A 22,528-nucleotide genomic window follows, 5' to 3' on the forward strand; every position below is an offset into this window, starting at 1 on the left:
AGTTAGTTCTACACCCTTTTTTGATCTACCCCATCTATAAAAGTCGAACTACAGCCATACTCACAATACCGACAACGACGGTAGCCAGCAGGTTTTTGCTCCACAAGGCGGTCACTAGCGTTGGAAAGACAGCCATAAGCACTTGCCCATTAAAAGTGACGGAGGTCTCGGTTCGGACGAGCAGATTTTCCATCACGAGTGCAGTGAAAATACAAATAGGAATATAGGAAAGCCATTGTAGCACTGGCTTGGGTAGCGCCAGCCTTTGCAGCACGACAAAGGGAATGATCCTTGGGATCGCCGTGACAATCATGGCACCGATAATGATATACAGGACATGGGGATTAATGTTCATTTGTCGGTTAACACTCCAATCGTTGCGGTGATCATGGTCGCTACAATGACAGCAATATGTGACGGCACCCACCAGGACAAAAGGTACATCAGAACAGCCATACATAGCACAAGCAGCAGACGATGCTTGAGTTTGGAGGTATGGACACTTTGGAGCTGGGAAATGAGTAGGGCAAGAAACATCGCAGGCAAGGCAAAATCCAGACCAAAAGCCTCCGGTCGGGAAATCCAGTTTCCGAGAATCCCTCCTGCCACACAGGATGCAATCCAGGCGAGATAAGCTGTAATATTAAGCCCGTTCATCCAACGGTCACTGACCTGTCCGCCTTTAGCCAATTTATCAGACGCTACCCCAAAGGATTCATCCGTCAAAAGAACGCCGATACCTATGTTTTTCCATAGTGAATATTTAGAAAAGTAAGGAGCCAGCGATGCACTTAGCAGCAGATGGCGGGCATTCACAATGAATGTCGTTAAAATAATGACGGATGGAGGACTGGCTACAGCCAGCATTGAGCACATAATAAACTGGGAGGCTCCTGCGTATACAAGCGCCGACATCAGGGCAATTTCCATGGTGCTAACCCCTGACGAAGCGCCCACAATCCCTGCCGCGAACCCAATGCATACATAACCAAGCAATGTAGGAATGCAATCTTTAACCCCTTGTAAAAAGCTGAGTGAATCATGCTTCGTTCCGCTCAACTCCGAAGCTATGGACATTTTAATCTTACCCCCAGTGTATAAATTTTTTAATAGTATATAACGGAAGTCGTAAAGTATCAATATATTACACAATTGTATGTTATATTGAATATCACCTATAGCGAACACACAGTATTATTGTCCGCTCTCGGCTACACTCTTCTATTCAGAAAAATTACAGCCTAATAGAGTAGAATACAGGAGAATTGCCCTTAAAAAGCTGTTTGATTTACTATTGATGACCCAAGGAAGGCTATGTATTTACCAAAAAGCTTCGCTCGTGTTCCGGTTGCAGACGATTTGGCAGCAGCCAGCATCCAAAAGCGGTGTTCAAATCGGATGTGTTCATACAAGGACTGTTTTGACTGAATGGGGAGTTCGTAAAAAAAGGGCGTCCCAGTCAGTTCATGACTTATGGGACAACCCTAAGATGGTGACTTATATAAGCTCCTGCCGTTTTTTCAGATATCTGTAGAGAATAATTCCCGAGACCGCGCAGATGGCTGCGCATAGACCGATAACTCCATATCCCGCCTGGAGCCCGCGCAACATGCCAAGCTCAGTAGTTGCGCCGTAGACTATCTTGACCCCTTCGATTACCCAGCCGATCACATAGTTGCCAATGACACTACCTATACCCATCAGCGTGACGACGAACGTAATAGCTGTATCACTGTCCTTCGGATATCTCCGTGCTATGAACGCCATCACGGTCGGATAGATCATTGCAATGCCTGCACCCGATACGGCAAAGAGAAACGCCAGTCTCTCCCCACCCGCGATTGCTGCGAACGTACATATCGCTGAGAAGGCGGAGAATAGAATCGTCGAAAGCACAAACCCCATCCGGTCAGTGAGCGGACCAAGCAACAGGCGCCCCAACGAGAAGGTAAGAAAGAACGCTGAGAGCATGCTGGACGCCTTCACCGTACTCCATGAATACGCTTTCTCTAAGAAGTTGACTAGCCAGCCCCCAACTGCGAGCTCAGAGACTACCCCAAACGACAGGATCATTACCATCATCCAGAGTGCCGGATCGCGGGTTAGGGTCTTGAGTGAGGTCCGTTCCTCATGCTGCAGATCGTCTCCCGGGAAGGTACTGAGCAGCGCGGCCACAATCGGCAGCAGGCAGAGCGACAACATAGCCAGATACATCCCCCGCCAGTCCAGCGTATGTCCAAATACCGTCAGTGACATGACTCCCGTCGCCAGCAAAGGGGCGACTGTTGAGCTGAGCCCATAGAAAAAGTGGGACAAATTCATCATCGTGCCGGTATTTTTCACAAAAATCCTCGCCCCCAAAATGGCGAGCGCAATCTCCAGCATGCCGTTCCCAATATACATCAAGAAGTAGGACGAGGCGAAGAAAGGATACGTGTGCGACAGATAGATGAACACTCCCGAGATGATCATGGAAGCAAAGGAAATGATGCTGACCGCCTTGATTCCCCACTTACGGACAAGAACGGCGGTGAACGAGCAGGCAATCAAATAACCAAGTGCGTTTAGAGACAACAATGTTCCGAGCTGCTGTTCATCCAGATTGAAGTCGAATTGAATGCGTGGAATAGCAGGGCCTTTAATATTTTCCGAGATGCCAAATACAATAAAGCCAATAAAAATTGTCGCCAGCTGCATCGTGTACATGTAACGGGACTTGCGGGTTTGCGGATTCAAATTTAGTCCCTCCTAGATAGTCAACGTTGGTTTTCTCACCTGTTGGGTGTTCAGGGACGGAAAAGTCATAGGATAGCAGCCCTCCTTCAGGATATTACAATGGTTTTCAAAAACGTTTTAATAAGTGAAGTTTAAGGACATTTATATTCAATGTCAAATGTTTTTATTGGCATGTTGAAGTTAACGAGGAACCTGACCATATTACAGTAAATTATAGCATGCCTACTTCCCGTTTAAGCCTTGTATATACCTTGATCGGCTTCTATATATAGCGAACACACAGTCTTTTGTGTATTCTTCTTATATAGACTTTTGGATACAAGGAGGCATCGTCCGTGGATTCAATGCAGTATATTATTGGCTCTAATTTGGCTCAAATCAGGAAGACTAGAGGATTAAGTTTGGATAAGGTGGCTGAACTGACAGGGGTCAGCAAAGGAATGCTGGCTCAGATTGAGAAGGGGAAATCCAATCCTACGGTAACAACCCTTTGGAAAATTGCGAACGGTTTGCACGTATCCTTCTCCACCTTTCTTAAAGAAGACCCGCCGCAAATCACGAAGATTCGAAGGGAAGACCTGCATCCGGTTATTGATGAGGACGGTAACTATTTTGTTTACCCTGTATTCCCGTATCACGCGGAAAAGAAGTTTGAGGTGTTCACGGTAAGTCTGAAGCCAGGCTTTACACACCAGGCAGAGAAGCATCTGGGAGAGGAAACGATTCTCATGATCCGTGGGGAAATGTACTTTGAGATGCAGGGGCAACAGCTCAAGCTGAGTGCAGGGGATGCCGTGCAATTTCAAGTATCTGACATACATACCTACCGCAATGATTCGGATGAGGATGCCGATTTTTATGTATTGATTTATTATGCGGATTAGTGGGATGATTAGCATAGTCTAAAACAGGCTTCCACATCAGGATTTTGCAAAATCCTGAGATATAAAAGAGAGCAACGAGGAAAAGAGAGGAAAGAACCCATGGAAAGCAAGTACATCCGAGAAACCTACTGCTTTAAGACATCCCGAGTATTTCCCAACGATATCAACAATCATAACACGCTCTTCGGCGGCCGATTGATGTCGTATATCGACGATATCGCATCTATTGCAGCTGCTAAGCTGTGTCGTACGAACACAGTTACAGCCTCTACGGATTCGGTGGATTTTTTGCTACCTATCCATCCGAGTGATTCTGTCACGCTAGAAGCGTTCGTAACCTGGACAGGCCGTAGCTCGATGGAGGTGTTCGTAAAGGTAATTCGTGAAGGACTAATGACTGGCGACCGAAAAATCGCAGCCACCGCCTTCCTGACCTTTGTGGCATTGGACGAGAACAACCGTAAAGTGACCGTGCCGCAGGTGATTCCAGAAACAGAAGAGCAGTTACAATTGCACCAGACGGCTCCATCACGCGCAGCCATACGGCGTCAGCGGAGGGAAGAAAGCAAGCAGCTGGCTAGTTTTCTGACAACAGATTATCCGTGGGAACTGTAACGTACTAAAGATTATCAATTTCATCGTTTTACGTAAAAAGGAGCCGTTATTTCCGTTAGCAGTCACCATGATCTGCTCGGAATACGGCTCCTTTTGAAAATAACTTGGGCTATTCTACTTTAACTACACGGAAATGCTGATTTGTCCCACCATTATCGCCCCATTGAATGGCTTTGGCTCCATCGGCGGTGGCGCCTTCAGAAATATCGATCAGCTTGCCAGTTGCCCGATTTTTCAGCTTGTAATAACCACCGGTTACGGATACTAATTGCCAGTGCTGACTGGACCAGCCTCCGTCGCTCCACTGCTCAATAACTGTACCATCCGTTGTAGTACCGCTTTCAACACCAATTAGCTTTCCGCTGCTGCGGTTCACAATTTTATAATATCCGCTGCCTGCATCTTTGAGTTGCCATTGTTGGCTTGCTGTTCCCGCATCTGCACGCTGTTCCAGGTCTGCGCCGTCCGTCGTTGCATTGCCAATAATGCTTAGTGGCTTATTGCTCTTGCGATTCACTAGCTGATAATAGGCATCCGGATCAATGGCAATTGGGGTCGTTATCCCCTCGACCACACCACTGGCGGTGTCAATATTAATGCTGTCGAACCAATCCATAGCTAATGAAGTCGCTGTTGGAAAACGCAGTGGCAACCATACATATTGAGAATCCTGCACAGGACCGCTCCACGCACCCGCCCAACGGTCGCCCAAATACAGGTATGAAGTTGTCTGGGCACCTTCAACAGGAATCACGTAAGCCGACTGTGAACCATAAGTCGTACCGTCCCCAAAGTTTATCGTATTACTCCAGGTTCCTTCAATGCTGGATGCGGTAGCATACTTGGCCTGATTGGGATTCCAGCCGGTCGCCCCTGATGTAATCAGGAAGTAGACGTCTCCTTTTTTGAACATCGCTGGAGCTTCACGGTATTGTCCAGGCCAAAGTGTAGTCACCAGCGATTCAACTTGCAGAAAATCCGGTGTCAGACGATAAATGTTCAGATCCGCGTTTACCCGGGTAGCCGAAATAAGGTAAGCTGTACCGTTATCGTTGTATACGGTCATATCGCGCGAATCGTAATCCAGAGGACGGAAGCTACCCTGATATGTGTAATCGCCGTCCACCGTATCGGAGGAGGCGACAGCCACTCGGGCCTCGTTGTAATTAACCCCATTCTCCTTGTGCATCCATAATACGTATTTGCGTGTTTTTTCATTATAAATCACTTTCGGACGTTCAATATTCGAAACATTCAGCTCTACGGCGGAGCTGCTGGTCAGTACGTTTTTACGAAACTCCCAGTTTTTTAAATCAGAGGAACGGTAGGCGGATACCGCCTTGAACGTGCCGTTGGGATTACGATTTTCACCAAACCAATAATAGTAACCGTCTACTTTAATCATACCACCCCCATGGGCATGGACTACGTTTCCATCTGTATCTTTAAACTGAATGCCATTCACGACATTCGCTGAAGCGGCTGAAGCGATCTTAGGTGAAAACATCTGAAAAATGCTCAACGTCAGCAAAATAGAGAGCATAATACACAGCAAGCGGGCAAAATCATATTTCATTGTTTCGTCCTCCTCTGTATGCTTTATTTTAAAGCGCTTTCATTAATGGACTCTATAAAGTAGTTTTAATAGAGCTACTTATCCCAATTGTATCCATATTGAATTGAAAGTGCTAGAGTAGTATATTGACCATGTACACGGCACACGCCATCCATATCTAACAGACTTCCATCGAACGGTGAGTGTTACAAACTGGCTGATATTCATTAGGTATATAGGAGGCGACCATGAAAATATACGCGATTGATACGAGCAAGCCGGAAGCTGAGGAGCATTACGAATTACTGGTACCTCGGGTTTCACTAGAAAAGCAGCACAAGTTAGATCGTTTTTTACATCGGGAAGATGCTTTGAGGGGCTTATATGCCGATGTACTGCTAAGATGGTTGGCCTGTCGGCAATTGAAGGTATCGAATGCCAGTCTTCAATTTACATACAATGCATTCGGTAAGCCTTCCTTAATAAATGCACCTGCATTCCATTTTAATGTTTCTCACTCGGGAAAATGGGTGGTATGCGCTATTGATGATCACCCGCTTGGAATCGACATTGAGCAGCTCCGTCCTATTGATTTTGAGGTAGGTAGGGTGTGCTTTTCGGACACAGAGTATGATGCGTTAATGCGTCAGGATGCAGACAGCCGCTTATCCTATTTTTACGATCTATGGACGCTTAAGGAAAGCTTTGTGAAGGCCGAGGGGCAGGGACTAACCCTACCGTTGAAGTCTTTTTCATTTGAGCTAAAGGCACAACCATTCATAGGCTTCACGACAGAGGGCTTTACCACCGAGTATTATCATTTTAAGCAGTATGAGCTGGATCAGGATTATAAAATGGCTGTCTGTGCAGCTCATGACCAATTTGCCGAGCAGGTGCAGCAGATAGATATAAATACACTACGCTTGGAAGTGGCAACACAGGCGTAATATGAAGTGGGTATGCGTATAGTTGAAAAAAGGAGATGAGTGGCGTTGACATTCGTTTTGTTCAAGCACGGCCGGTTGTATGGGGAGTGGGCTTCCAAAGGAGACTCCATCGTTGTACAGCAGGGTCGGATACAGGCCGTCGGATATGCTCGGGAGCTTGAATTGCAGTTGTCCGGTAAGGAATATGAAACCGTGGATTGGGAAGATGCCTATGTACTGCCAGGCTTAACCGATTCACATATGCATTTATCTATGTATGGTATGAAGTTATCTATGCTCGATTTAACATCAGCTACCTCCAAGGGCGAGATGCTGGCTATGCTACGCAAACGGGTCGCTGTAACACCGCCGGGAGAGTGGATTTTAGGACTTAACTGGAACGAAAATGCTTTTATTCCTGTTGAAATTCCGGATATATCCGAGCTGGATGCCATTACAGATCAGCATCCGGTATATCTCACTCGTACGTGCTTTCATACGTTTTTGGCCAATTCAGAGGCATTTCGACGTGCGGGTATTAACGAGGACACCCCTGACCCGGCTTCGGGAGCCTATGGACGAGACGCAGATGGACGGTTGAACGGATTGGTTTATGAGGAAGCCTCCTTTGCCTTTACTAGCGTGCAGCCAGAACCGGATTATTCGGTTAAGAAGGACACGATTCGGCGGGCTTGCCTGGATGCGCTACGGCTTGGTCTGACTGCTGCGCACACAGAGGATTTACGTTTTTTGGGCAGCGTGGAGACGATGCAGCGAATTTACAGGGAGCTGAGAGAAGAAGGCCTTCCTTTTCGCACACACCAGCTCATCTATCATCCATTTTTGGAAGAAGCGAAAGTGCAAGGGCTGCGTGCAGGTACCGGAAATGAGTGGTTTAAAATCGGTGCGATAAAAATGTTTGCCGATGGCGCTATTGGTGGAAGAACGGCATTATTGTCTGAACCCTATAGTGATGCTCCGCATACCTGCGGAATGGCGATTCAACCGCAGCCGGAGCTGAATCAGATGGTGGCTGCTGTCAGAGCCGCAGGCTATCCCGTGGCTGTGCATGCCATAGGAGATGGGGCGGCGCACATGATTTTGACAGCGATGGAGGCCCATGCGCTCACGGAGGAAAGCGGTTTGCCAGATCGTCTGATCCACGGACAGGTGCTTAGGGGTGATTTGGTCAAGAGAATGGCGAAGCTGCCGCTGATCGCGGACATCCAGCCCCGTTTTGTCGCAAGTGACTTCCCTTGGGTACTGGATCGGGTGGGGAAAGAACGGACTGAATATTTATATGCCTGGAAAAAGCTACTGGAAGCAGGCATTCCATGTGCTGGAGGTAGTGACGCGCCGATTGAGCCGTTAAACCCTTTTCTTGGTATTCATGCGGCAGTGACTCGCGCCAAGCCGGAAGAAATGCATGAGGGCTATCTTCCCGCTGAAAAGCTGGATGTACATGAAGCCATTCGTTTGTTTACCACGGGAAGCGCAGTAGCAGCTGGTGAGGCTGATGAAAGAGGGACGATAGCTGAAGGGAAAGCCGCTGACTTTACAGTCATTGACCGTGATGTATCGGAAAGCCCGCAAGCTTTACTTGATGTTAAGGTACGAATGACAGTTGTAAACGGGAAAGTTGCATATCGGTCATAGGCTGGTGCTAAGTATGTATGCCAAAAGCCTTCAACTTCACTTTTCATGTGAGGTTGAAGGCTTTGTATTTTATAAACCACGCTGTATAAATCGGTCAGCGTTTTTTACACTGGACCACAGATCAGAGCTGGCTCCGCCCGCATACCAGTAGGCGAAGCCAGCAAACCCAGCATCCTGTCCCAAGCGATACTTACGAGTGAAGGATCGTCCTTCCTCGAGCCACAGCTTATGAAGCTGCGTGTCTTTGTAAGACACGGTATACTGCTGAATATCCTCATTCCAGATTGGTTGGGAGACGGAACGGGATATGAGCTGGTTTTGCTGATCTAGTGAAATATCAGAGGAAGCGATTGACTGTCCGCTAGCGTTAAGCGTCCAGTTCCGTGTAAATAATGGCAACGCCAAGATCGCTTTCTCTGGATAGGTGGTTTGTACAAAACGCCGCACGCTTTCACGGAGCCATGGCAGTGAGGACACAGAGCCGGGGATCGAGCTGCCTCCCCAGTGCTCGTCATATCCCATCAAGATCAGATAGTCTGCCGCAGCGCCAAGCTGTTTATAATCAAAGGCGGCAGTCCAGTCCGTTCCGTAATCAGGAGATACACAAATCGCCAGTACCGTATTCTGACTTTTTAACTTAGCTTTTAATTGTTGGACGAACAATGTTAAATGGGCACGATCCTGACCATCTACATTTTCAAAATCAATGATAAGTCCATTCAAACCGTGTACAGATACAGCATTAGCAAGCTGACTTATGGTTGTATTTCGTAGAACCTCACTGGACAAAATTTGGTGCGTCAGTGCCAGGTTGGAACGGTTGCCTACCATCGCCCAGATATTTTTATGATGCTGTTTGGCCCAGGTGAGCAGCGATGAATTGGTATAATCGCTGATAATACCTGTTTCATTCAGAAAAAACCAACGTGGTGACAGGGTGTTGATGTTGGATTGGAGCACCGTATTTTCAAACTGCTGAATGGTTTGATCATATTGCCAGCCAATTCGGATGGAAGAAGCGGTGGAAGCAGTTTGGTTAGCATGTTTTGTTGAATACGTTAGCAGTCGCTCCAGTAAGACCGCTGTTTCTTCACGAGTCAGAGAGGATGCAGGACGAAAATAGTTACTTTCACCTTTCATAAAGCCGTAACGATTTACGGTGATTACCGCATCAAGAGCCCAATCTGCAATTTCGCCAGTATCTGTAAAGGAGGAAGTAGCATCTCCTGATCCGCCCGAAGAGCGGATGAGACGTGCGATCATCAAAGCCGCTTCTTGACGGGTTATAGGACTATTAGGTTGGAATGTGGCAGACGTTCCCCCCTGAACGATATTGAGCTGCGAAGCCGCTTCAATCCATCCATAGTACCACGTCTTTTTGGCAACATCTCGGTAGGAGGGAACGGGTGCTTGTACAGGCTCCAGACCGAGTGTACGGTCCAGTGCGGTAACCCATTCGGCTCTGGTAACAGCCTTTTTAGGAGAGAAGTAACCAGGTCGTGTACCGTTCAAAATTCCTTTAGCGTGCAGGGAAATAATAGACTGATAGGCATAGCTGTGTGCAGTATCTTGGAACGTAGCGCCGGATGCTGCTGCTGGAGCAGCTAAGTATGAAGAGAATGTTGTGAATATTGTGATGGCTGCCGTTGCTGATAGGGTAAGCTTGGCTAACCAACGTGATCGTTTGGAACTCATACCAAATAACCTTCTTTTTTATGATAGATTGTAGATTCATAGTTCGTTACTCGACGAATAATACTATCAAAAAGAGGAAAGTTATTCATTGCTAAATTGCTGGAAAAATACCAAAAAACCCGCTACCTATGCGGCAACGGGTCTGATATTGGATAAACTATGCCTTTTTGGCATACATAATACCGATAGTCTGTGGACCACAATGACTGGAAATAACACAGCCTGCTGTAGTTAGCAGTACCTCATGTGCGTTCGTTTCTTCTTTCAAGCGAGCTTGCAGCATCAGCGCATCTTCCTCGGCCAAAGCGTGCACGACAATAATGATATCGTTATCCATCTGATCTCGTTGATTCAGAGCGTTTTGCAGCATCTGATCCAGTGCTTTTTCACGTTTGCCGCGGACTTTGTAGGCTGGCGTCATTTTTCCGTCAATTACTTTGATCACCGGACGAATTTTGAGAAGACTGCCGATCAGATTTTGCATGCCTGAGCATCTTCCGCCTTTATACAGGTATTCAAGTGTATCAATGACAAATTCCGTATCTATTAGCGGCCTGGTTTTCGTCAACATGTCTACAATCTGCTCTATCGTATTGCCGTTGGTTGCCGCACGAGCAGCTTTCATCACAAGCAGGCCAAAGCCACACGACAAATTCAAGGAATCAAAAACCGTAACGCGGCCTTCCGGAAATTCAGAGGCAGCGAGTAGTGCATTCTGGTACGTTGATGATAGCTCGGAAGACAGACTGATATATATAATGTCGTCCCCTTGTTCTATGTAAGGAGCAAAGGCTTGAATAAAATCCGACGGAGAAGGTGCGGCGGTACGTGGTAAATGTCCCTCGCGACTTACACGTTGAAATAATTGTTCCGGGTGAATGTTCACCCCGTCCTGCAATGCTTCATCACCAAATACCGTATACAAAGGTACAATGCTAATCTCGTACTGTTGCCGCCAGTGAGTAGGAATATCACTGGTACTGTCGGCAAAAATTTTAATTTTGTTCATACATTGAATCCTCTCTGTGTGATGCAGAAAAATTATAAAGATTGCACGGAGGAAGGATAGATATCCGCTGTGCTATTCGGAACGGAAAGACCGATGGCAAGAAGTGCAATAAAGCCTACAATAATAAGTGCATTAATGATTAAGCCTGTAATAGCAAAGGTTTTCTTACGATTTTTTAACGCAATTCCAATGATACCAACGACAAGTCCGCTACAATTCAGCAACAGGCTGCCTAAAAAAATAAAAGGAAGCAATACCGTTCCGGTTTGCTGCAGAGCGATTTCCGGGTTCATCGTCTGGTATTGGCCGAAATGAGCCAGTAGATTAATAACCATAATAGCCAGAATAATATATCCGATCAGACTGACAAGCGACATAATAAAAGAAGCAATTCCGGGACCGGAATGTTTGAGCTTGACCGGAGGCTGGAACACAGGAGATTCTGAAAAAACAGGGTGCTCCTCAGACGCAGCAGGCTTTTGCAAATTAGGATCTTGGTTACTCATTTTTTCCACTCCTTGAACATAGTCCGAACAGGTACTAATTTTCCACAAAATAAACAAAAAAGCAAGCCACCCTACACATTACCCTTCAAAAGACAGGGTCTAATCATCCAATTCTGTATGCGGTCTGTTCACACACGCTGGCTGGTAAACTTCATACGGTTTCGATAAAATAAGAAGAACATTCGGCTAAAAGGATGAGATGAAAAGGAGTACACAAACATGCAACGGAAATGGATATTTACGGGATCTATAATGATGATGTTGGCGGTAGCCATTGGAGCGTTCGGGGCACATATTGTGAAAGCCCGGATCGACGCGGATGCTTTGGCCGTATATGAAACAGGTGTGAAATATCATATGATTCACGCTGTCGGTTTGCTGATCATTGCGTTGGCTGCTGGACAGTGGGGGCCTTCCAACCGTCTAAGATGGGCAGCTCGTCTGTTATTGACGGGTATCATTTTGTTTTCTGGTAGCTTGTATGTGCTAAGTCTGACCGGAATCCGTGTGCTGGGAGCTATCACCCCTCTAGGAGGCGTGTGTTTTATAGCAGGATGGATATTGCTGGCATGGGCTGCCATGGGTCTGAAGAAAGAGGATTAAAGTTCTTTTCGGATAATACAAAAAAAGAGAGTGGACAAGAAAGACATCATGTTTTTCCTGACCGTTCTCTTTTTTCATGCTTCGTTTTTTGGTGAAGTATTTACATTTACGATGTGATTTCATCGATCTCATTCATTTTAAAGGAGTACACTTGCTTCTCATCTACATGATACACACTCAGCAGGCTATTATCATGGTCCAGATTGAGGATGCGGCAAGGAATGCTGCGTTGTCCACCATAGCGGTTTACGATTAACCGTACAAGCGTATTATCATGTATATAGCGTTTGATCCATTCATACGTACTAAGGTCTTGTTGTGTTGCAGGCTTTGGCTGTACGTGGGATTGTTTGATCTCTTGAACGACTGGCGGCTTGTTCGTAATTGCGGCTGATTTCTTTTTAGAAAATTTTTCCGCGAGCGTAGCGGCTGCATCAGATGGGCTATTCACGGCTGACTGTTTTTTTAGGTACAGTGCAGCTTCAATTAAATTGCCAAGTTCGATACCGGATTGAATCCGGCTATCCGCAATGTGTTCGTTTTGGCTCAAGAGATTAAGCAGGAACTGAAGGGCCTCTACATTCGAACGGCCTTTAACTAATACATCTACATTAAATAAATAACTGGTTTCGTCTTGATTTGATTCCTTTTTCATACATCCTCCAGCCCAAGCCATGGGTAATTAGTCTTTTATGGTACCTATCAATATATCATTAAAATGTAATCTATCATAGTGCCTAAGGCCCTGTTGTTGGATATTAACAAAAATAAAATCTATATAAAGCTTTATGTGTAAAATTTTAATGGAGTACACTGGAATTGTACATTTTTTGCATGTGTATACGAATGAGGAAAGTATGTGAGCATCGGATATAGATAAGCAAAGACAGAGTTACATATACAGAGAATAAAGGAGGTAGTGGGTGAAATCAAGTAGTTTAAATTTTAAATATATTACAGTGGAAAAACATAACGGAGAAGTACTATTCATCCAGAAGAAAAGTAAAATTCCCCCTTAACGAAAGGGGGACTGGGCATATAAAAAACATGATATATTAACATGGTATATTATAGTAAGTGAAATTAAAGCGAATTTTATTTTTGATCAAAAGGGGATCCGTTGTGATCGAATAAGGTAGTCATGTTCGACTGCCCAATTCACAAGACCACTCCAGAAATCTTCACAGGCTGAAATGATCTTCGCTGGTTCAGCTAAATCTCCGGACATAACCAACTTAACTACATGATCGAATCCTTCTGGACGACTCGGCAGTTCCAGGGCCTCCGGTAGAACCATTGAACCCGTTGAGAAAAGCTTCTGATTATGCAACCCAACTAACATAGCCCCATATTGAGCAAACTGCATTACCAAGTACGGCAAGTAGGTAAGAGGACCATGTACACGGATATTTCTAAGCTTTCCTATAAACTCGTACATTTCACCTACAAGCACTTCGTTGATGGCATGCCTGAAATCTTCCTTTGTGGGGGATTCGGCAGCTTCCTTTAATATAGAAAAAAAGTCTTCAGGATCATACAGACGAAGTGGGGAAAAGAAGGGGCCATGTGTCAACGGCCATTCGCCCTCAACAGTAGAGGCAATTTTAAGAAGAACGTCTGAACTACAGACGTTCACCTCCGCTTTCCAGGGTCCCGCTGACCATTCATGGCTAAATTCTACGGGGCCGTTTGATTCACTTAGTACACAAAACATTTCAATGTCCGAGAAAGGGCCGTCAGTACCTTTGGCAACAGATCCATAGACCCCTATAGCCAGAATTTTGTCTCTATATACTTCATGTAACCTCGCAGCTATATCGTGGCAAGTCTGAAGTCTCTCACTTCGAGAAATGTTGACAGGTCCATTCATGTTCATTAGTATCCTCCTCTGTTTTATTAGGGTGAGTTGAAACTAAAACATGGATGGAGGAGCTCGGGCTTAACGGGGGACATTTTTTCGATTCATTCGAATTCCTCCCAAGCGATTTTGTTATGGGGATTGTACCCAAACGGGTTTATTTTAGCAAGCATGTTGCCTTTTCTATCTTGCTTACGGCTATGATAGGGCGGTTATAGGGTGAATCCATAGCTGAAAATTGTTGCTGGAGAGCTGTGGAAAATAGCGGCAAGTTTAATGCATATATTTTATGAGTAAAGCGATGATCTGAAGAAGTTATTTTTTAAGGGAACTAGAAAAATTATGGTCAATAATTTTCTTTTCTTTAATCAATCTTCGTAAACCCAATACTTGTGCCCTACGCTATAGCACTTGGATGGGACTAGCCCAGAAAGAAACAGATGAAAACGGGACAGGCTGATCTTCTCATAGCTGAACTAGGCATAGAGGAATGAGTCATATGTTCAGACCTCGAGGGCAACAAAAACTCAAGGTCTTTTTTATATGGATCGAGTGAGAGAAAAAATGCAGATTAGGAGTCTTAGAAGCAAGACAAACAAAAGCCAGACCTAAAAGGAGGGGAACGCGTGGAGCTGACAGACGATCATTCAATTATTGAAGCTGTACTAAAAGGCAATAAACAAGCGTACGCGGGCATTGTCCGGCGCTATCAGAATAAGCTTTACGGATTGTTCCGCAAGATGGGGTCTTCCGAAGCGGATGCTCAGGATCTGACTCAGGAGACACTACTTAAAGCCTATCGTAAACTGGGAGCGCATAACCCGACGCAGAGTTTTGCCGGTTGGATGTATACAATTGCTGTCAATTTGCAGAAGGACCGTGGACGCCGAAAAGATCCAAAGTCTCTGACACAGGAAGATACATATGAACGTGAAACACCTGAATCGAAGTTGCTGCAAAAGGAACTGCGTTTCGAATTGGATTGCTTGTTAGAGACGCTGCCCGAGCATTATCGACTTGTGTTGATTCTGCGCTACACCAACCAACTGAGTCACAAGGAGATCGCTGGTATTACTGGCATGTCGGTTCGGCAGGTTAACAACGCCGTCCACCGTGCTAAAATCAGTCTGCGCAAAACCGTAGAAGCCAAGGAGGGGCAACGTTATGAGAGTCTGGGATCGTACAACAACGAAAAAAGCCAATCTTGAAACAGAGGACGGCAAATCGACGATAGAAGACAGAAACTGGGAAATTTTGTTGTTTCACGAAAGGCTATCTAATGAGTTTACCGACCAGGTGATGCTGGCGCTGGAAGGAATCGAGATCGAACCAGCTGACAGAGCCGACGCGAGCGATCATGATGTATCCAGATACTCTCCGAGCGAGCAACCAGCGGAAACGGAGGCACAGATCTTGACGGGACCGACTGAATACAGGAATCGGCAACAGAACGCAGCCGCGTACGATGACACGTCCATCGTCGCCCAGGTGAAACATTACCGCGCTGCCAGACGCACTTCACAGTTTAAAGTATGGAGTTTGGTGGTCGCCGTCGTTGTATTTGTGGTTAGCACACTGCTGTATACGCAGCCGACTCTTGCAGATATGGTGAGGTCGCTGTTTGCGAAAGACAGCTATGTGGATAATGGCATGAAGAAGGTCCGTGAAGCAGGACTGGTACAGATTTCGGGTGCCAGTGCTAAAGATCAGGGTTACACTCTGAAAGTCAACGAACTTATCGCCGATTCGACTAGAATGATTATCGGAATCGAAGTTTTCGATGTTGAAGGAAATGCTGTAACCGGGGATTTTAGTATTCAAGATGTCGATTTCAGCCTCTTTGATAACCAGAGAGGTGATGTTGGCGCTGTTCCTTTTGAAGTAAGCACAGGGGGCAACGAGAATATTAGTAGGATTGAGTTCGACTTTATGCGGCCGGTACTGACCGACAAGCTGCAGCTTAGTGCACATATCCGTGAATTGAGGCTGTATGCGGACAAACTTAATGTGGAAGCTCCTATTAAAACGGTAAAAGGAGATTGGAGACTGGATGTGGAGGCAGATCTAACCAAAGCCAAAGCGCAAACGTTGCTGACTCCGATTGATAAAACGTATGAGACGCCAAGCGGCTTACGTATTCACATGCAGGGAGCTACCCGGACGCCGAGCGGCGGATCATTGGAATATACTACAGAGTTGACCCCAGAAGCCGCAGACCGAGCGCTGAACGGACAAAGCGGGTTCCACGAGCTTAAGTATCATCTGGAAGATGCACACGGGAAATGGCTTGGGGATAACAGAGACCCTGAATTCGGACGTCGATCTGGATTGGACCGTTGGAGTGGCAAGACGCACTGGTTCTACCAGTTTAATGATTTTGCCTATGATAAGCAGCAAATTCGATTCGTATTGGACGGCTATATAATTCGAGAGAGAAGCGAGGCGTCGGTCGTGCTCGACCCGGCTCAAACTTCAGCTGTGCATCCCGTTAAATTCGAAGACTCGGGTGATGCTTATCTGTTCAAGGGGCTCAAACTTCGTTCCAACAGTTCTAATTCGGGCAAAATGTATGCGACCATTCCGATAGGCGGTATCTTCAGTAGTCCTAACTTCACGCAAGACATTTGGGTTGCCGTTGACGAAAATAATAAGGAGTATTCGATGTTTTTTGGCGGAGGCTACACAACAGATCGTTCAGGTGTAATCGAGCTGCAGGAGGATGCCGGATATTTCGTTGATGGGCTAAATCAAATGCCGAAACAGCTCACGCTAAAACGAAAGGTCGTCAACCATTTGTACAAGGATGCCGATTGGTCGTTTGTCATACCGCAAACGGGAACGAACGGCGTCATCCTGAAATAAGCAAGCGGGTATGTATCGAGGTTGATGGATGAGAAGCGTTTTTGGTATGCTCCCTTGGTGCAAAGTAGCTATGACAAGAAAGAGCCTGAATCATACCCTGTAACCAAGGAATTTATAACAGAGGGCCGAATGGGCCCTCTGTTTCCTACGGTCTAAGTGACTGGTCCAATTTACTGATTCGCCATTCAGCGAGGGTTTAATTTCACTTGTGAGCCCTTGCCGCCCGTCTGGATTCCAGTATCCTTCACTCCGGCTTCCTTCAAATCGATTAGTAGCCGCTCTAGTACCGCTTTGGCGACAGGCGCTTCTTTTGCACCAGACGCTTTAACGACCAGCTGCACCGGTTTGCCGGAACGCAGATGTTTGTCTGCCTGACGCAGCTTCGTGTCGTAATCATGTTCCTCAATATGAGCAGTGAAGCGAAGCTCCTTGATCTTTTCTTTGCCGCTGTTTTTTGCGGCTCGGCCGACATTTTTGCTTGCTACGGCTTCTTTTTGCGCCAGCGCTTTTCCTTTACCCTTCGCGACCAAGCTACAGGGTGGTGGACTGCTCATCAATGAGGTGCAGACCAGGTCCACCCCTTTGGATCGGGCCATAGCCAAGGCTTCTGACTTGGATACAACGCCGAGCTTCTCCCCTGCGAGTCCAGTGAGTACCACTTCGTCAGCTTTAATTTGCTCGTTGGTTAATACCGCCACGTAAATGAAGCCTCCCTTAAACAATGATAAAGCTATCATATACGGAACCTGTTTGCGATTCAATTTTAGATTTATCTGTATTGACAAAAGTCACTAAGCCCTATAATCTTTTACTGATAATGATTATCATTTTCCAATGCAATATACATACAGGGGTGATTGAGAGAAATGAAAAAGATGTTGAATAGCCTATTATTATTTGTAGTTTTTACTATTGTATTGGCGGGCTGCGGTGCGGCTGGGGATAGCTCGAAGACGGAAGGTACTGCAGGGTCTGAGCAGACATCCACAACGGCTGGTCCGGTTACGGTTAAGGATGACCATGGGGAAGTCAAGCTGGACAAGCCAGCGGAACGTGTGGTTGTACTCGAATGGACGTTTACCGAGGACCTCATTGCACTTGGCGTACAGCCTGTCGGTAATGCGGACAATGAAAACTACAAGCTGTGGGTAACACCGGAGGCGAAGCTGGCTGATACCGTAACTGATATCGGCACACGGGGCGAACCGAATCTAGAAGCGATTGCGGCGCTTAAGCCGGATCTTATTATCACTAACGCCGATAACAATGCAGCGATCTATGCACAACTTAAGGGGATTGCACCAACGATAGAATTCGATCCTTACAAGGGGAACGGCTATGATTACGACCGTATGGTCGAGATTTTCAAGCAAGTCGCTGTGGCTACTGGAAAAACGGAACAGGCTGATAAGGTCCTAAGCGAACTTGACCAGCACTACGTAGAGGCAAAGGCTACATTAGAGAAAGCGGGCAAAGCAGACTTTCACTATGCGCTGACACAGGCCTTCACAGCTCAAAATGCTGCCAGTCTGCGAATGTTCAAGGAAAATTCGGTTGTAGTGGGAACGCTCGCGAAAATTGGCATGGTGAACGACTGGAAGTCGGACAAGACCGAGAAATATGGGTTTAGCACCGTTGGCATTGAAGCTCTTCCAGCTGTGCAGGACAGCAATTTTATCTATATTACGCAAAAGACGGACGATGTATTTGGAGCCGCGATGAAGAACAACTCGGTATGGAACGTACTAAACTTTGTCAAAGAAAAACGGACCTACCCACTGGACGGCACAACATGGACGTTCGGCGGCCCAATCTCATCCAAAGTACTGGTTGATCAGGTAGTCGGAGCCCTGACGAAATGACCCGAACAGACACAACGGGTTTATCGAAGACTTGGCGTGTAGGAAGCATCTTTGGGGGCGGATTGATCGTCCTCATCGTGCTTTTTTTTTGTAAGCTTGTGTTATGGAGAGGCTTCGATCCCGCTTCACACGGTAATTGAGGCGTTGACCCAGCGTCAGGATACGCTTGAACATAACATGGTGTGGGATCTCCGGATGCCGCGTACGGTCATCGGAATCCTGGCTGGTGGTGCGCTTGCCATCGCTGGTGCTTTGCTTCAGGCCATCACCAAAAATCCGCTGGCGGCTTCTGATACACTCGGAATTAACGCTGGTGCCTACTTTGTGGTTGTCCTTGGCGCGGTGATGTTTCCCGGACTGCTGCATCAGGCGCCGTTTCTATTTGCCGCTGTCGGCGGCCTGCTGGCAGCGGTACTCGCTTACTTCATGGGCGGGGGACGAGCGGGAAGTCCGATTCGGTTGGCGCTTGCCGGCTTGATTGTATCCATGGTTCTCGGTTCGTTTACCGGAGCTTTGCATATCTTTTATTCATTTGAAACGCAGGGACTGTTTCTCTGGGGTTCTGGCTCGCTTGTGCAAAACGACTGGAGCGGGACGACTTACGCCTGGCCCTGGGTCGTAGGACTCTCGGTCATTGCCTTTCTGCTGTCAAGACAATTTGATGTCCTGGATCTGGATGAGTCCACATCCACGTCACTTGGACAAAAGGTTAGTTTGACCCGGGCGGTGGGTATTGTATTAGCTGTCCTGCTGTCGACCATTACAGTTAGCGTCATTGGACCTATTGGTTTTGTGGGTTTGGTAGCTCCACATTTGGTGCGCTTAAGCGGCCTAAAAATGCATCGCTGGGTGCTGCCTGGTTCCTTTCTGTGGGGAGCATTACTGTTGACAGGCGCTGACGTGCTGGCGAAGATGGTCCACCAATCAAGCATGGATCTGCCGACCGGAGCAATGATGGCCTTGATTGGGGCTCCTTGGCTAATTTGGTTGATTCTGTGGAAGATGAAGCTGCCTTCTGGGATTAATGGACAATCTTCAATGAACATAGGTGTGCGCTCTCGGAAATCACCCTATGGCAGGCTGGTCACGTTGCTTGGGTGCGGTGCCGTGCTGTTGACCGTATTCAGCCTGATGTTTGGAGGGATGCGAATTCCGGTTGGCGATTTGCTATCTGGCCTATTTGGCGGTGAGAACGCAAATTCGGCCCTGCTGCAGTTTAGAATTCCGCGCACGCTGGTGGCAGCCGGGGCTGGTATCGCGCTTGCGGTCAGCGGTGTCTTGATCCAATTAGCCGTTCGTAATCCCTTAGCGGATGCCTCGATCATTGGTGTTTCTTCAGGGGCTGGCTTTGGCGCGCTTGCAGTGATTATCGTTTGGCCTGGGCTGCCTGTTTATATGCTGCCTATCGCGGCGATTGCCGGAGCGACGGTGTCGGCGGCGGTGATCTTCTTTTTATCATGGAACAAGCACCTAAACCCGTCTGTGGTCATCCTACTTGGGATTGCTGTATCAGCGATCGGAGCAGCTGGCATTCAGATACTGATTATCCAAGGTTCGCTTTGGGGCAGCACAGGCTATATTTGGCTGACGGGTAGTACCTACGCTCGAAACTGGGGGCAGGTGGCGACGATTTTGGCTTTTCTGCTCGTGTTGTTGCCAATAGCCTGGTGGCTAGCTCGCCGCTTCGATCTTTTGGTGTTTGACGACAGCAGCGCTATGGGACTGGGACTTCCGGTGCGCCGCACCCGGTTGCTGGCGATGGCAGTGGGGGTGCTGCTGGCGGGCGGAGCGGTAGCCTGTGTAGGTACAGTTGGCTTCATCGGGCTGATTGCTCCGCATATCGTGCGTACGTTGATTGGGCACCATGTACGTCGCTCTATCGTTCTGTCTAGCATCTTGGGAGCGGTAATGCTGGTGCTGGCTGATACGATTGGACGGACAGTGCTTGCGCCGACTGAAATTCCTTCCGGATTACTGATCGCACTGATCGGTGCACCGTATTTCCTGTACTTGATGTATCGCTCCAATAAGAGTAAGTCAGTGTAGTTGAATATGTACTTGAACAGGCTGTTTCCCAACGGATTTCCCGTGGGAAAGCAGCCTTTATTATTTATTTTTCTACGTAATCATTGGACTTTATATTTACAAATCTAATAAAATAGATATAATGTTTTATATGGAACCGTCATTGATTTATAAAGCATTGTCAAACGAAACTCGCCGTCTAATTATGCTGTGGTTAAAAAAACCAGAAGAGTTTTTTGATGAACAGGCTTATCTGAAGCAAGGGCTTAATTTTCAAATTGGTGTATGTGTGGGAGATATTCAGGCTAAAGCGGGACTTGCGCAGTCTGTGATTTCAAGTTATTTATTAACGATGCAAAAATCCGGTTTGTTAGAGTCTGAGCGTATTGGGAAGTGGACGTACTATCGTCGGAATGAAAAAACAATCCGGGAATTTGCCGAGTATGTTCAAAAGGAATTATAAATAGAAAGGAGGTTTTTTTTCACAATACATATCTACAAATCTATATATATAATTAAATTGGAGGCTTATACTTAAAATGAAAAAGGTTAACCCGTTACTTATTATCATTCTGGCTTTAGGCGTATTCGGTATTATTACAACGGAAATGGGGATTATAGGCGTTCTTCCTCAAGTAACTCAAAAATTCAATGTATCAGCTGCCCAGGCGGGTTGGCTCGTTAGTATATTTTCTTTCGTTGTTGCCCTTTCAGGTCCGTTTTTGACCTTACTCGTTTCCAGCATGAATCGTAAAGTCATTCTATTAACCGCTGTATTCAGTTTTGTCATCTCCAATATAGTCTACGCCTATACCACTCATTTTGAGGTCATGCTCATTTTTCGTGTTCTTCCCGCTATTTTTCATCCTGTCTTTTTTTCGGTCGCCCTCGTGACTGCAGCTCATCTGGTCCCTCGTGAAAAGAGTAGTAAAGCCGTCACCAAGGTTTTCGCTGGAATTACGGTAGGATTTGCGTTTGGCGTGCCTTTGACTTCCTATCTTGCTGAAAAGATATCGTTAGAAGCTGCCTTCTTATTTGGAGCTGTCGTAAGCATGATTGCATTTGTGGGAATACTCGTATGGCTTCCTTCCCTGCCAGTTCAGGAAAAGATGTCTTATGGCAAACAGCTTGGTATATTACGTAAACCTCAATTGTGGTTCAACATTGTGACTGTTATTTTTATCTTTGCAGCTATGTTTTCGGTGTATAGCTATTTTGCCGAATATCTTGGAGAAGTAACTCTGATGAACGGGTCATGGATCAGCATGATGTTGATGGTCTTTGGAATCGTCATGATTTTTGGAAATTTTTTATTCGGGGGATTATTACATAAAAATCTGACCAAGACCGTAATTATGTTCCCATTGCTATATATGGTCATTTACGTATTCACCTATGCTCTGGGTGCTTCTTTCCTACCGATGATTGTGGTTGTGCTCATTTGGGGGGCCGTGCATTCTGGGGGGCTTATTATTAGTCAAACATGGTTAACCACGGAAGCGAAAGAAGCTCCAGAGTTTGGTAACAGCCTGTTTGTCTCATTTTCTAATCTAGGTATTACGATAGGGGCTGCTACGGGCGGGTGGTTTATCTCTCACTTGGGAATACACCAGCTCATCTGGAGCGGAATGATGTTCGCATTACTAGCTTTTTCATCCATTATCATAAAAATAAAAATATTCAATTCGAATGCAGCGGAAGCCAACGTGCGTTAAAATATGGAGAGACATTAGAAG

Annotated in this window: 20 protein-coding genes and 1 pseudogene; 11 read left to right on the plus strand and 10 right to left on the minus strand. The window is 46.4% G+C overall.

From position 1 onward, the window contains the following. Positions 1 to 34 precede the first annotated feature (34 nt). The 3 genes from ACWA2B_RS02575 to ACWA2B_RS02585 form a co-directional block, all read right to left on the minus strand. Complete coding sequence (locus tag ACWA2B_RS02575) at positions 35 to 355, minus strand: AzlD domain-containing protein (RefSeq protein ID WP_449291669.1); 321 nt, start codon at positions 353 to 355, stop codon at positions 35 to 37. Beyond that, on the minus strand, positions 352 to 1,077 hold the full coding sequence (locus ACWA2B_RS02580) for an AzlC family ABC transporter permease (RefSeq protein ID WP_165145137.1): 726 nt from the start codon (positions 1,075 to 1,077) through the stop codon (positions 352 to 354). The genes ACWA2B_RS02575 and ACWA2B_RS02580 overlap by 4 nt, the downstream gene beginning before the upstream one ends. A gap of 420 nt (positions 1,078 to 1,497) precedes the next feature. Beyond that, positions 1,498 to 2,736, minus strand: coding sequence for an MFS transporter (locus tag ACWA2B_RS02585; protein ID WP_029516543.1), 1,239 nt, complete (start codon positions 2,734 to 2,736; stop codon positions 1,498 to 1,500). A 335-nt stretch (positions 2,737 to 3,071) separates the two neighbouring features. Here ACWA2B_RS02585 and ACWA2B_RS02590 point away from each other — a divergent pair, with 335 nt between their 5' ends. Together ACWA2B_RS02590 and ACWA2B_RS02595 are read left to right on the plus strand one after the other, a co-directional pair. Continuing rightward, positions 3,072 to 3,620, plus strand: a complete 549-nt coding sequence (locus tag ACWA2B_RS02590) for a helix-turn-helix domain-containing protein (protein ID WP_029516544.1) — start codon at positions 3,072 to 3,074, stop codon at positions 3,618 to 3,620. Positions 3,621 to 3,719: 99 nt separating this feature from the next. Beyond that, positions 3,720 to 4,235, plus strand: a complete 516-nt coding sequence (locus tag ACWA2B_RS02595; RefSeq protein WP_013309488.1) for an acyl-CoA thioesterase — start codon at positions 3,720 to 3,722, stop codon at positions 4,233 to 4,235. A gap of 109 nt (positions 4,236 to 4,344) precedes the next feature. Here the strand turns inward: ACWA2B_RS02595 and ACWA2B_RS02600 are convergent, their stop codons facing one another. Continuing rightward, positions 4,345 to 5,811, minus strand: coding sequence for an RICIN domain-containing protein (locus ACWA2B_RS02600; protein WP_029516545.1), 1,467 nt, complete (start codon positions 5,809 to 5,811; stop codon positions 4,345 to 4,347). A gap of 227 nt (positions 5,812 to 6,038) precedes the next feature. On the opposite strand from ACWA2B_RS02600, the gene ACWA2B_RS02605 reads away from it, so the two are divergent. Beyond that, positions 6,039 to 6,737, plus strand: a complete 699-nt coding sequence (locus tag ACWA2B_RS02605; RefSeq protein ID WP_029516546.1) for a 4'-phosphopantetheinyl transferase family protein — start codon at positions 6,039 to 6,041, stop codon at positions 6,735 to 6,737. 45 nt (positions 6,738 to 6,782) lie between these two features. Continuing rightward, positions 6,783 to 8,372: an amidohydrolase gene (locus ACWA2B_RS02610; protein WP_449291670.1), complete on the plus strand. Its 1,590-nt coding sequence runs from the start codon at positions 6,783 to 6,785 to the stop codon at positions 8,370 to 8,372. Positions 8,373 to 8,441: 69 nt separating this feature from the next. Here ACWA2B_RS02610 and ACWA2B_RS02615 read toward each other — a convergent pair whose 3' ends face one another. The 3 genes from ACWA2B_RS02615 to ACWA2B_RS02625 form a co-directional block, all read right to left on the minus strand. Next, a complete protein-coding gene (locus ACWA2B_RS02615; protein ID WP_342435003.1) occupies positions 8,442 to 10,067 on the minus strand; it encodes an S-layer homology domain-containing protein in 1,626 nt (541 codons plus the stop codon). Between the two features lie 157 nt (positions 10,068 to 10,224). Next, positions 10,225 to 11,076, minus strand: a complete 852-nt coding sequence (locus ACWA2B_RS02620) for a DegV family protein (protein ID WP_342435004.1) — start codon at positions 11,074 to 11,076, stop codon at positions 10,225 to 10,227. 32 nt (positions 11,077 to 11,108) lie between these two features. Then, the gene (locus ACWA2B_RS02625; protein ID WP_069012792.1) at positions 11,109 to 11,582 is read right to left on the minus strand and encodes a hypothetical protein; all 474 of its coding nucleotides are present in this window, start codon (positions 11,580 to 11,582) and stop codon (positions 11,109 to 11,111) included. Between the two features lie 219 nt (positions 11,583 to 11,801). Between ACWA2B_RS02625 and ACWA2B_RS02630 the strand changes: the two genes are divergently transcribed. Then, on the plus strand, positions 11,802 to 12,185 hold the full coding sequence (locus tag ACWA2B_RS02630) for a DUF423 domain-containing protein (RefSeq protein WP_029516551.1): 384 nt from the start codon (positions 11,802 to 11,804) through the stop codon (positions 12,183 to 12,185). Positions 12,186 to 12,291: 106 nt separating this feature from the next. Here ACWA2B_RS02630 and ACWA2B_RS02635 read toward each other — a convergent pair whose 3' ends face one another. Together ACWA2B_RS02635 and ACWA2B_RS02640 are read right to left on the minus strand one after the other, a co-directional pair. Further along, positions 12,292 to 12,840: a hypothetical protein gene (locus ACWA2B_RS02635; protein ID WP_029516552.1), complete on the minus strand. Its 549-nt coding sequence runs from the start codon at positions 12,838 to 12,840 to the stop codon at positions 12,292 to 12,294. Positions 12,841 to 13,290: 450 nt separating this feature from the next. Then, positions 13,291 to 14,061, minus strand: coding sequence for an ANT(4')-I family aminoglycoside nucleotidyltransferase (locus tag ACWA2B_RS02640; RefSeq protein ID WP_029516553.1), 771 nt, complete (start codon positions 14,059 to 14,061; stop codon positions 13,291 to 13,293). Positions 14,062 to 14,669: 608 nt separating this feature from the next. Here ACWA2B_RS02640 and ACWA2B_RS02645 point away from each other — a divergent pair. Both ACWA2B_RS02645 and ACWA2B_RS02650 read left to right on the plus strand, forming a co-directional pair. Next, a complete protein-coding gene (locus ACWA2B_RS02645; protein ID WP_238794812.1) occupies positions 14,670 to 15,251 on the plus strand; it encodes an RNA polymerase sigma factor in 582 nt (193 codons plus the stop codon). After that, positions 15,208 to 16,905, plus strand: coding sequence for a DUF4179 domain-containing protein (locus tag ACWA2B_RS02650; protein WP_029516554.1), 1,698 nt, complete (start codon positions 15,208 to 15,210; stop codon positions 16,903 to 16,905). The genes ACWA2B_RS02645 and ACWA2B_RS02650 overlap by 44 nt, the downstream gene beginning before the upstream one ends. 185 nt (positions 16,906 to 17,090) lie before the next feature. Here ACWA2B_RS02650 and infC read toward each other — a convergent pair whose 3' ends face one another. Further along, positions 17,091 to 17,603: a translation initiation factor IF-3 gene (infC, locus tag ACWA2B_RS02655; protein ID WP_342435005.1), complete on the minus strand. Its 513-nt coding sequence runs from the start codon at positions 17,601 to 17,603 to the stop codon at positions 17,091 to 17,093. A 168-nt stretch (positions 17,604 to 17,771) separates the two neighbouring features. On the opposite strand from infC, the gene ACWA2B_RS02660 reads away from it, so the two are divergent. The 4 genes and pseudogenes from ACWA2B_RS02660 to ACWA2B_RS02675 all read left to right on the plus strand — a co-directional run bounded on the left by ACWA2B_RS02660 (position 17,772) and on the right by ACWA2B_RS02675 (position 22,507). Continuing rightward, the gene (locus ACWA2B_RS02660) at positions 17,772 to 18,767 is read left to right on the plus strand and encodes an ABC transporter substrate-binding protein (RefSeq protein WP_449291671.1); all 996 of its coding nucleotides are present in this window, start codon (positions 17,772 to 17,774) and stop codon (positions 18,765 to 18,767) included. Beyond that, positions 18,764 to 20,813 (plus strand): annotated as a pseudogene (locus ACWA2B_RS02665) (iron ABC transporter permease). The gene ACWA2B_RS02660 and the pseudogene ACWA2B_RS02665 overlap by 4 nt, the downstream one beginning before the upstream one ends. Before the next feature lie 130 nt (positions 20,814 to 20,943). Further along, a complete protein-coding gene (locus tag ACWA2B_RS02670) occupies positions 20,944 to 21,255 on the plus strand; it encodes an ArsR/SmtB family transcription factor (protein ID WP_023987858.1) in 312 nt (103 codons plus the stop codon). Between the two features lie 76 nt (positions 21,256 to 21,331). After that, positions 21,332 to 22,507, plus strand: a complete 1,176-nt coding sequence (locus ACWA2B_RS02675; protein ID WP_069012785.1) for an MFS transporter — start codon at positions 21,332 to 21,334, stop codon at positions 22,505 to 22,507. Positions 22,508 to 22,528: the final 21 nt, after the last annotated feature.

This window comes from Paenibacillus sp. CMM36 (assembly GCF_053570945.1).

Coding starts and splice junctions, on each gene's coding strand:
- ACWA2B_RS02575 (WP_449291669.1), bottom strand. CDS start 355: ATGAACATTAATCCCCATGTCCTGTATATCATTATCGGTGCCATGATT.
- ACWA2B_RS02580 (WP_165145137.1), bottom strand. CDS start 1,077: ATGTCCATAGCTTCGGAGTTGAGCGGAACGAAGCATGATTCACTCAGC.
- ACWA2B_RS02595 (WP_013309488.1), top strand. CDS start 3,720: ATGGAAAGCAAGTACATCCGAGAAACCTACTGCTTTAAGACATCCCGA.
- ACWA2B_RS02600 (WP_029516545.1), bottom strand. CDS start 5,811: ATGAAATATGATTTTGCCCGCTTGCTGTGTATTATGCTCTCTATTTTG.
- ACWA2B_RS02605 (WP_029516546.1), top strand. CDS start 6,039: ATGAAAATATACGCGATTGATACGAGCAAGCCGGAAGCTGAGGAGCAT.
- ACWA2B_RS02615 (WP_342435003.1), bottom strand. CDS start 10,067: ATGAGTTCCAAACGATCACGTTGGTTAGCCAAGCTTACCCTATCAGCA.
- ACWA2B_RS02620 (WP_342435004.1), bottom strand. CDS start 11,076: ATGAACAAAATTAAAATTTTTGCCGACAGTACCAGTGATATTCCTACT.
- ACWA2B_RS02625 (WP_069012792.1), bottom strand. CDS start 11,582: ATGAGTAACCAAGATCCTAATTTGCAAAAGCCTGCTGCGTCTGAGGAG.
- ACWA2B_RS02630 (WP_029516551.1), top strand. CDS start 11,802: ATGCAACGGAAATGGATATTTACGGGATCTATAATGATGATGTTGGCG.
- ACWA2B_RS02635 (WP_029516552.1), bottom strand. CDS start 12,840: ATGAAAAAGGAATCAAATCAAGACGAAACCAGTTATTTATTTAATGTA.
- ACWA2B_RS02640 (WP_029516553.1), bottom strand. CDS start 14,061: ATGAACATGAATGGACCTGTCAACATTTCTCGAAGTGAGAGACTTCAG.
- ACWA2B_RS02650 (WP_029516554.1), top strand. CDS start 15,208: ATGAGAGTCTGGGATCGTACAACAACGAAAAAAGCCAATCTTGAAACA.
- ACWA2B_RS02660 (WP_449291671.1), top strand. CDS start 17,772: ATGAAAAAGATGTTGAATAGCCTATTATTATTTGTAGTTTTTACTATT.
- ACWA2B_RS02670 (WP_023987858.1), top strand. CDS start 20,944: ATGGAACCGTCATTGATTTATAAAGCATTGTCAAACGAAACTCGCCGT.
- ACWA2B_RS02675 (WP_069012785.1), top strand. CDS start 21,332: ATGAAAAAGGTTAACCCGTTACTTATTATCATTCTGGCTTTAGGCGTA.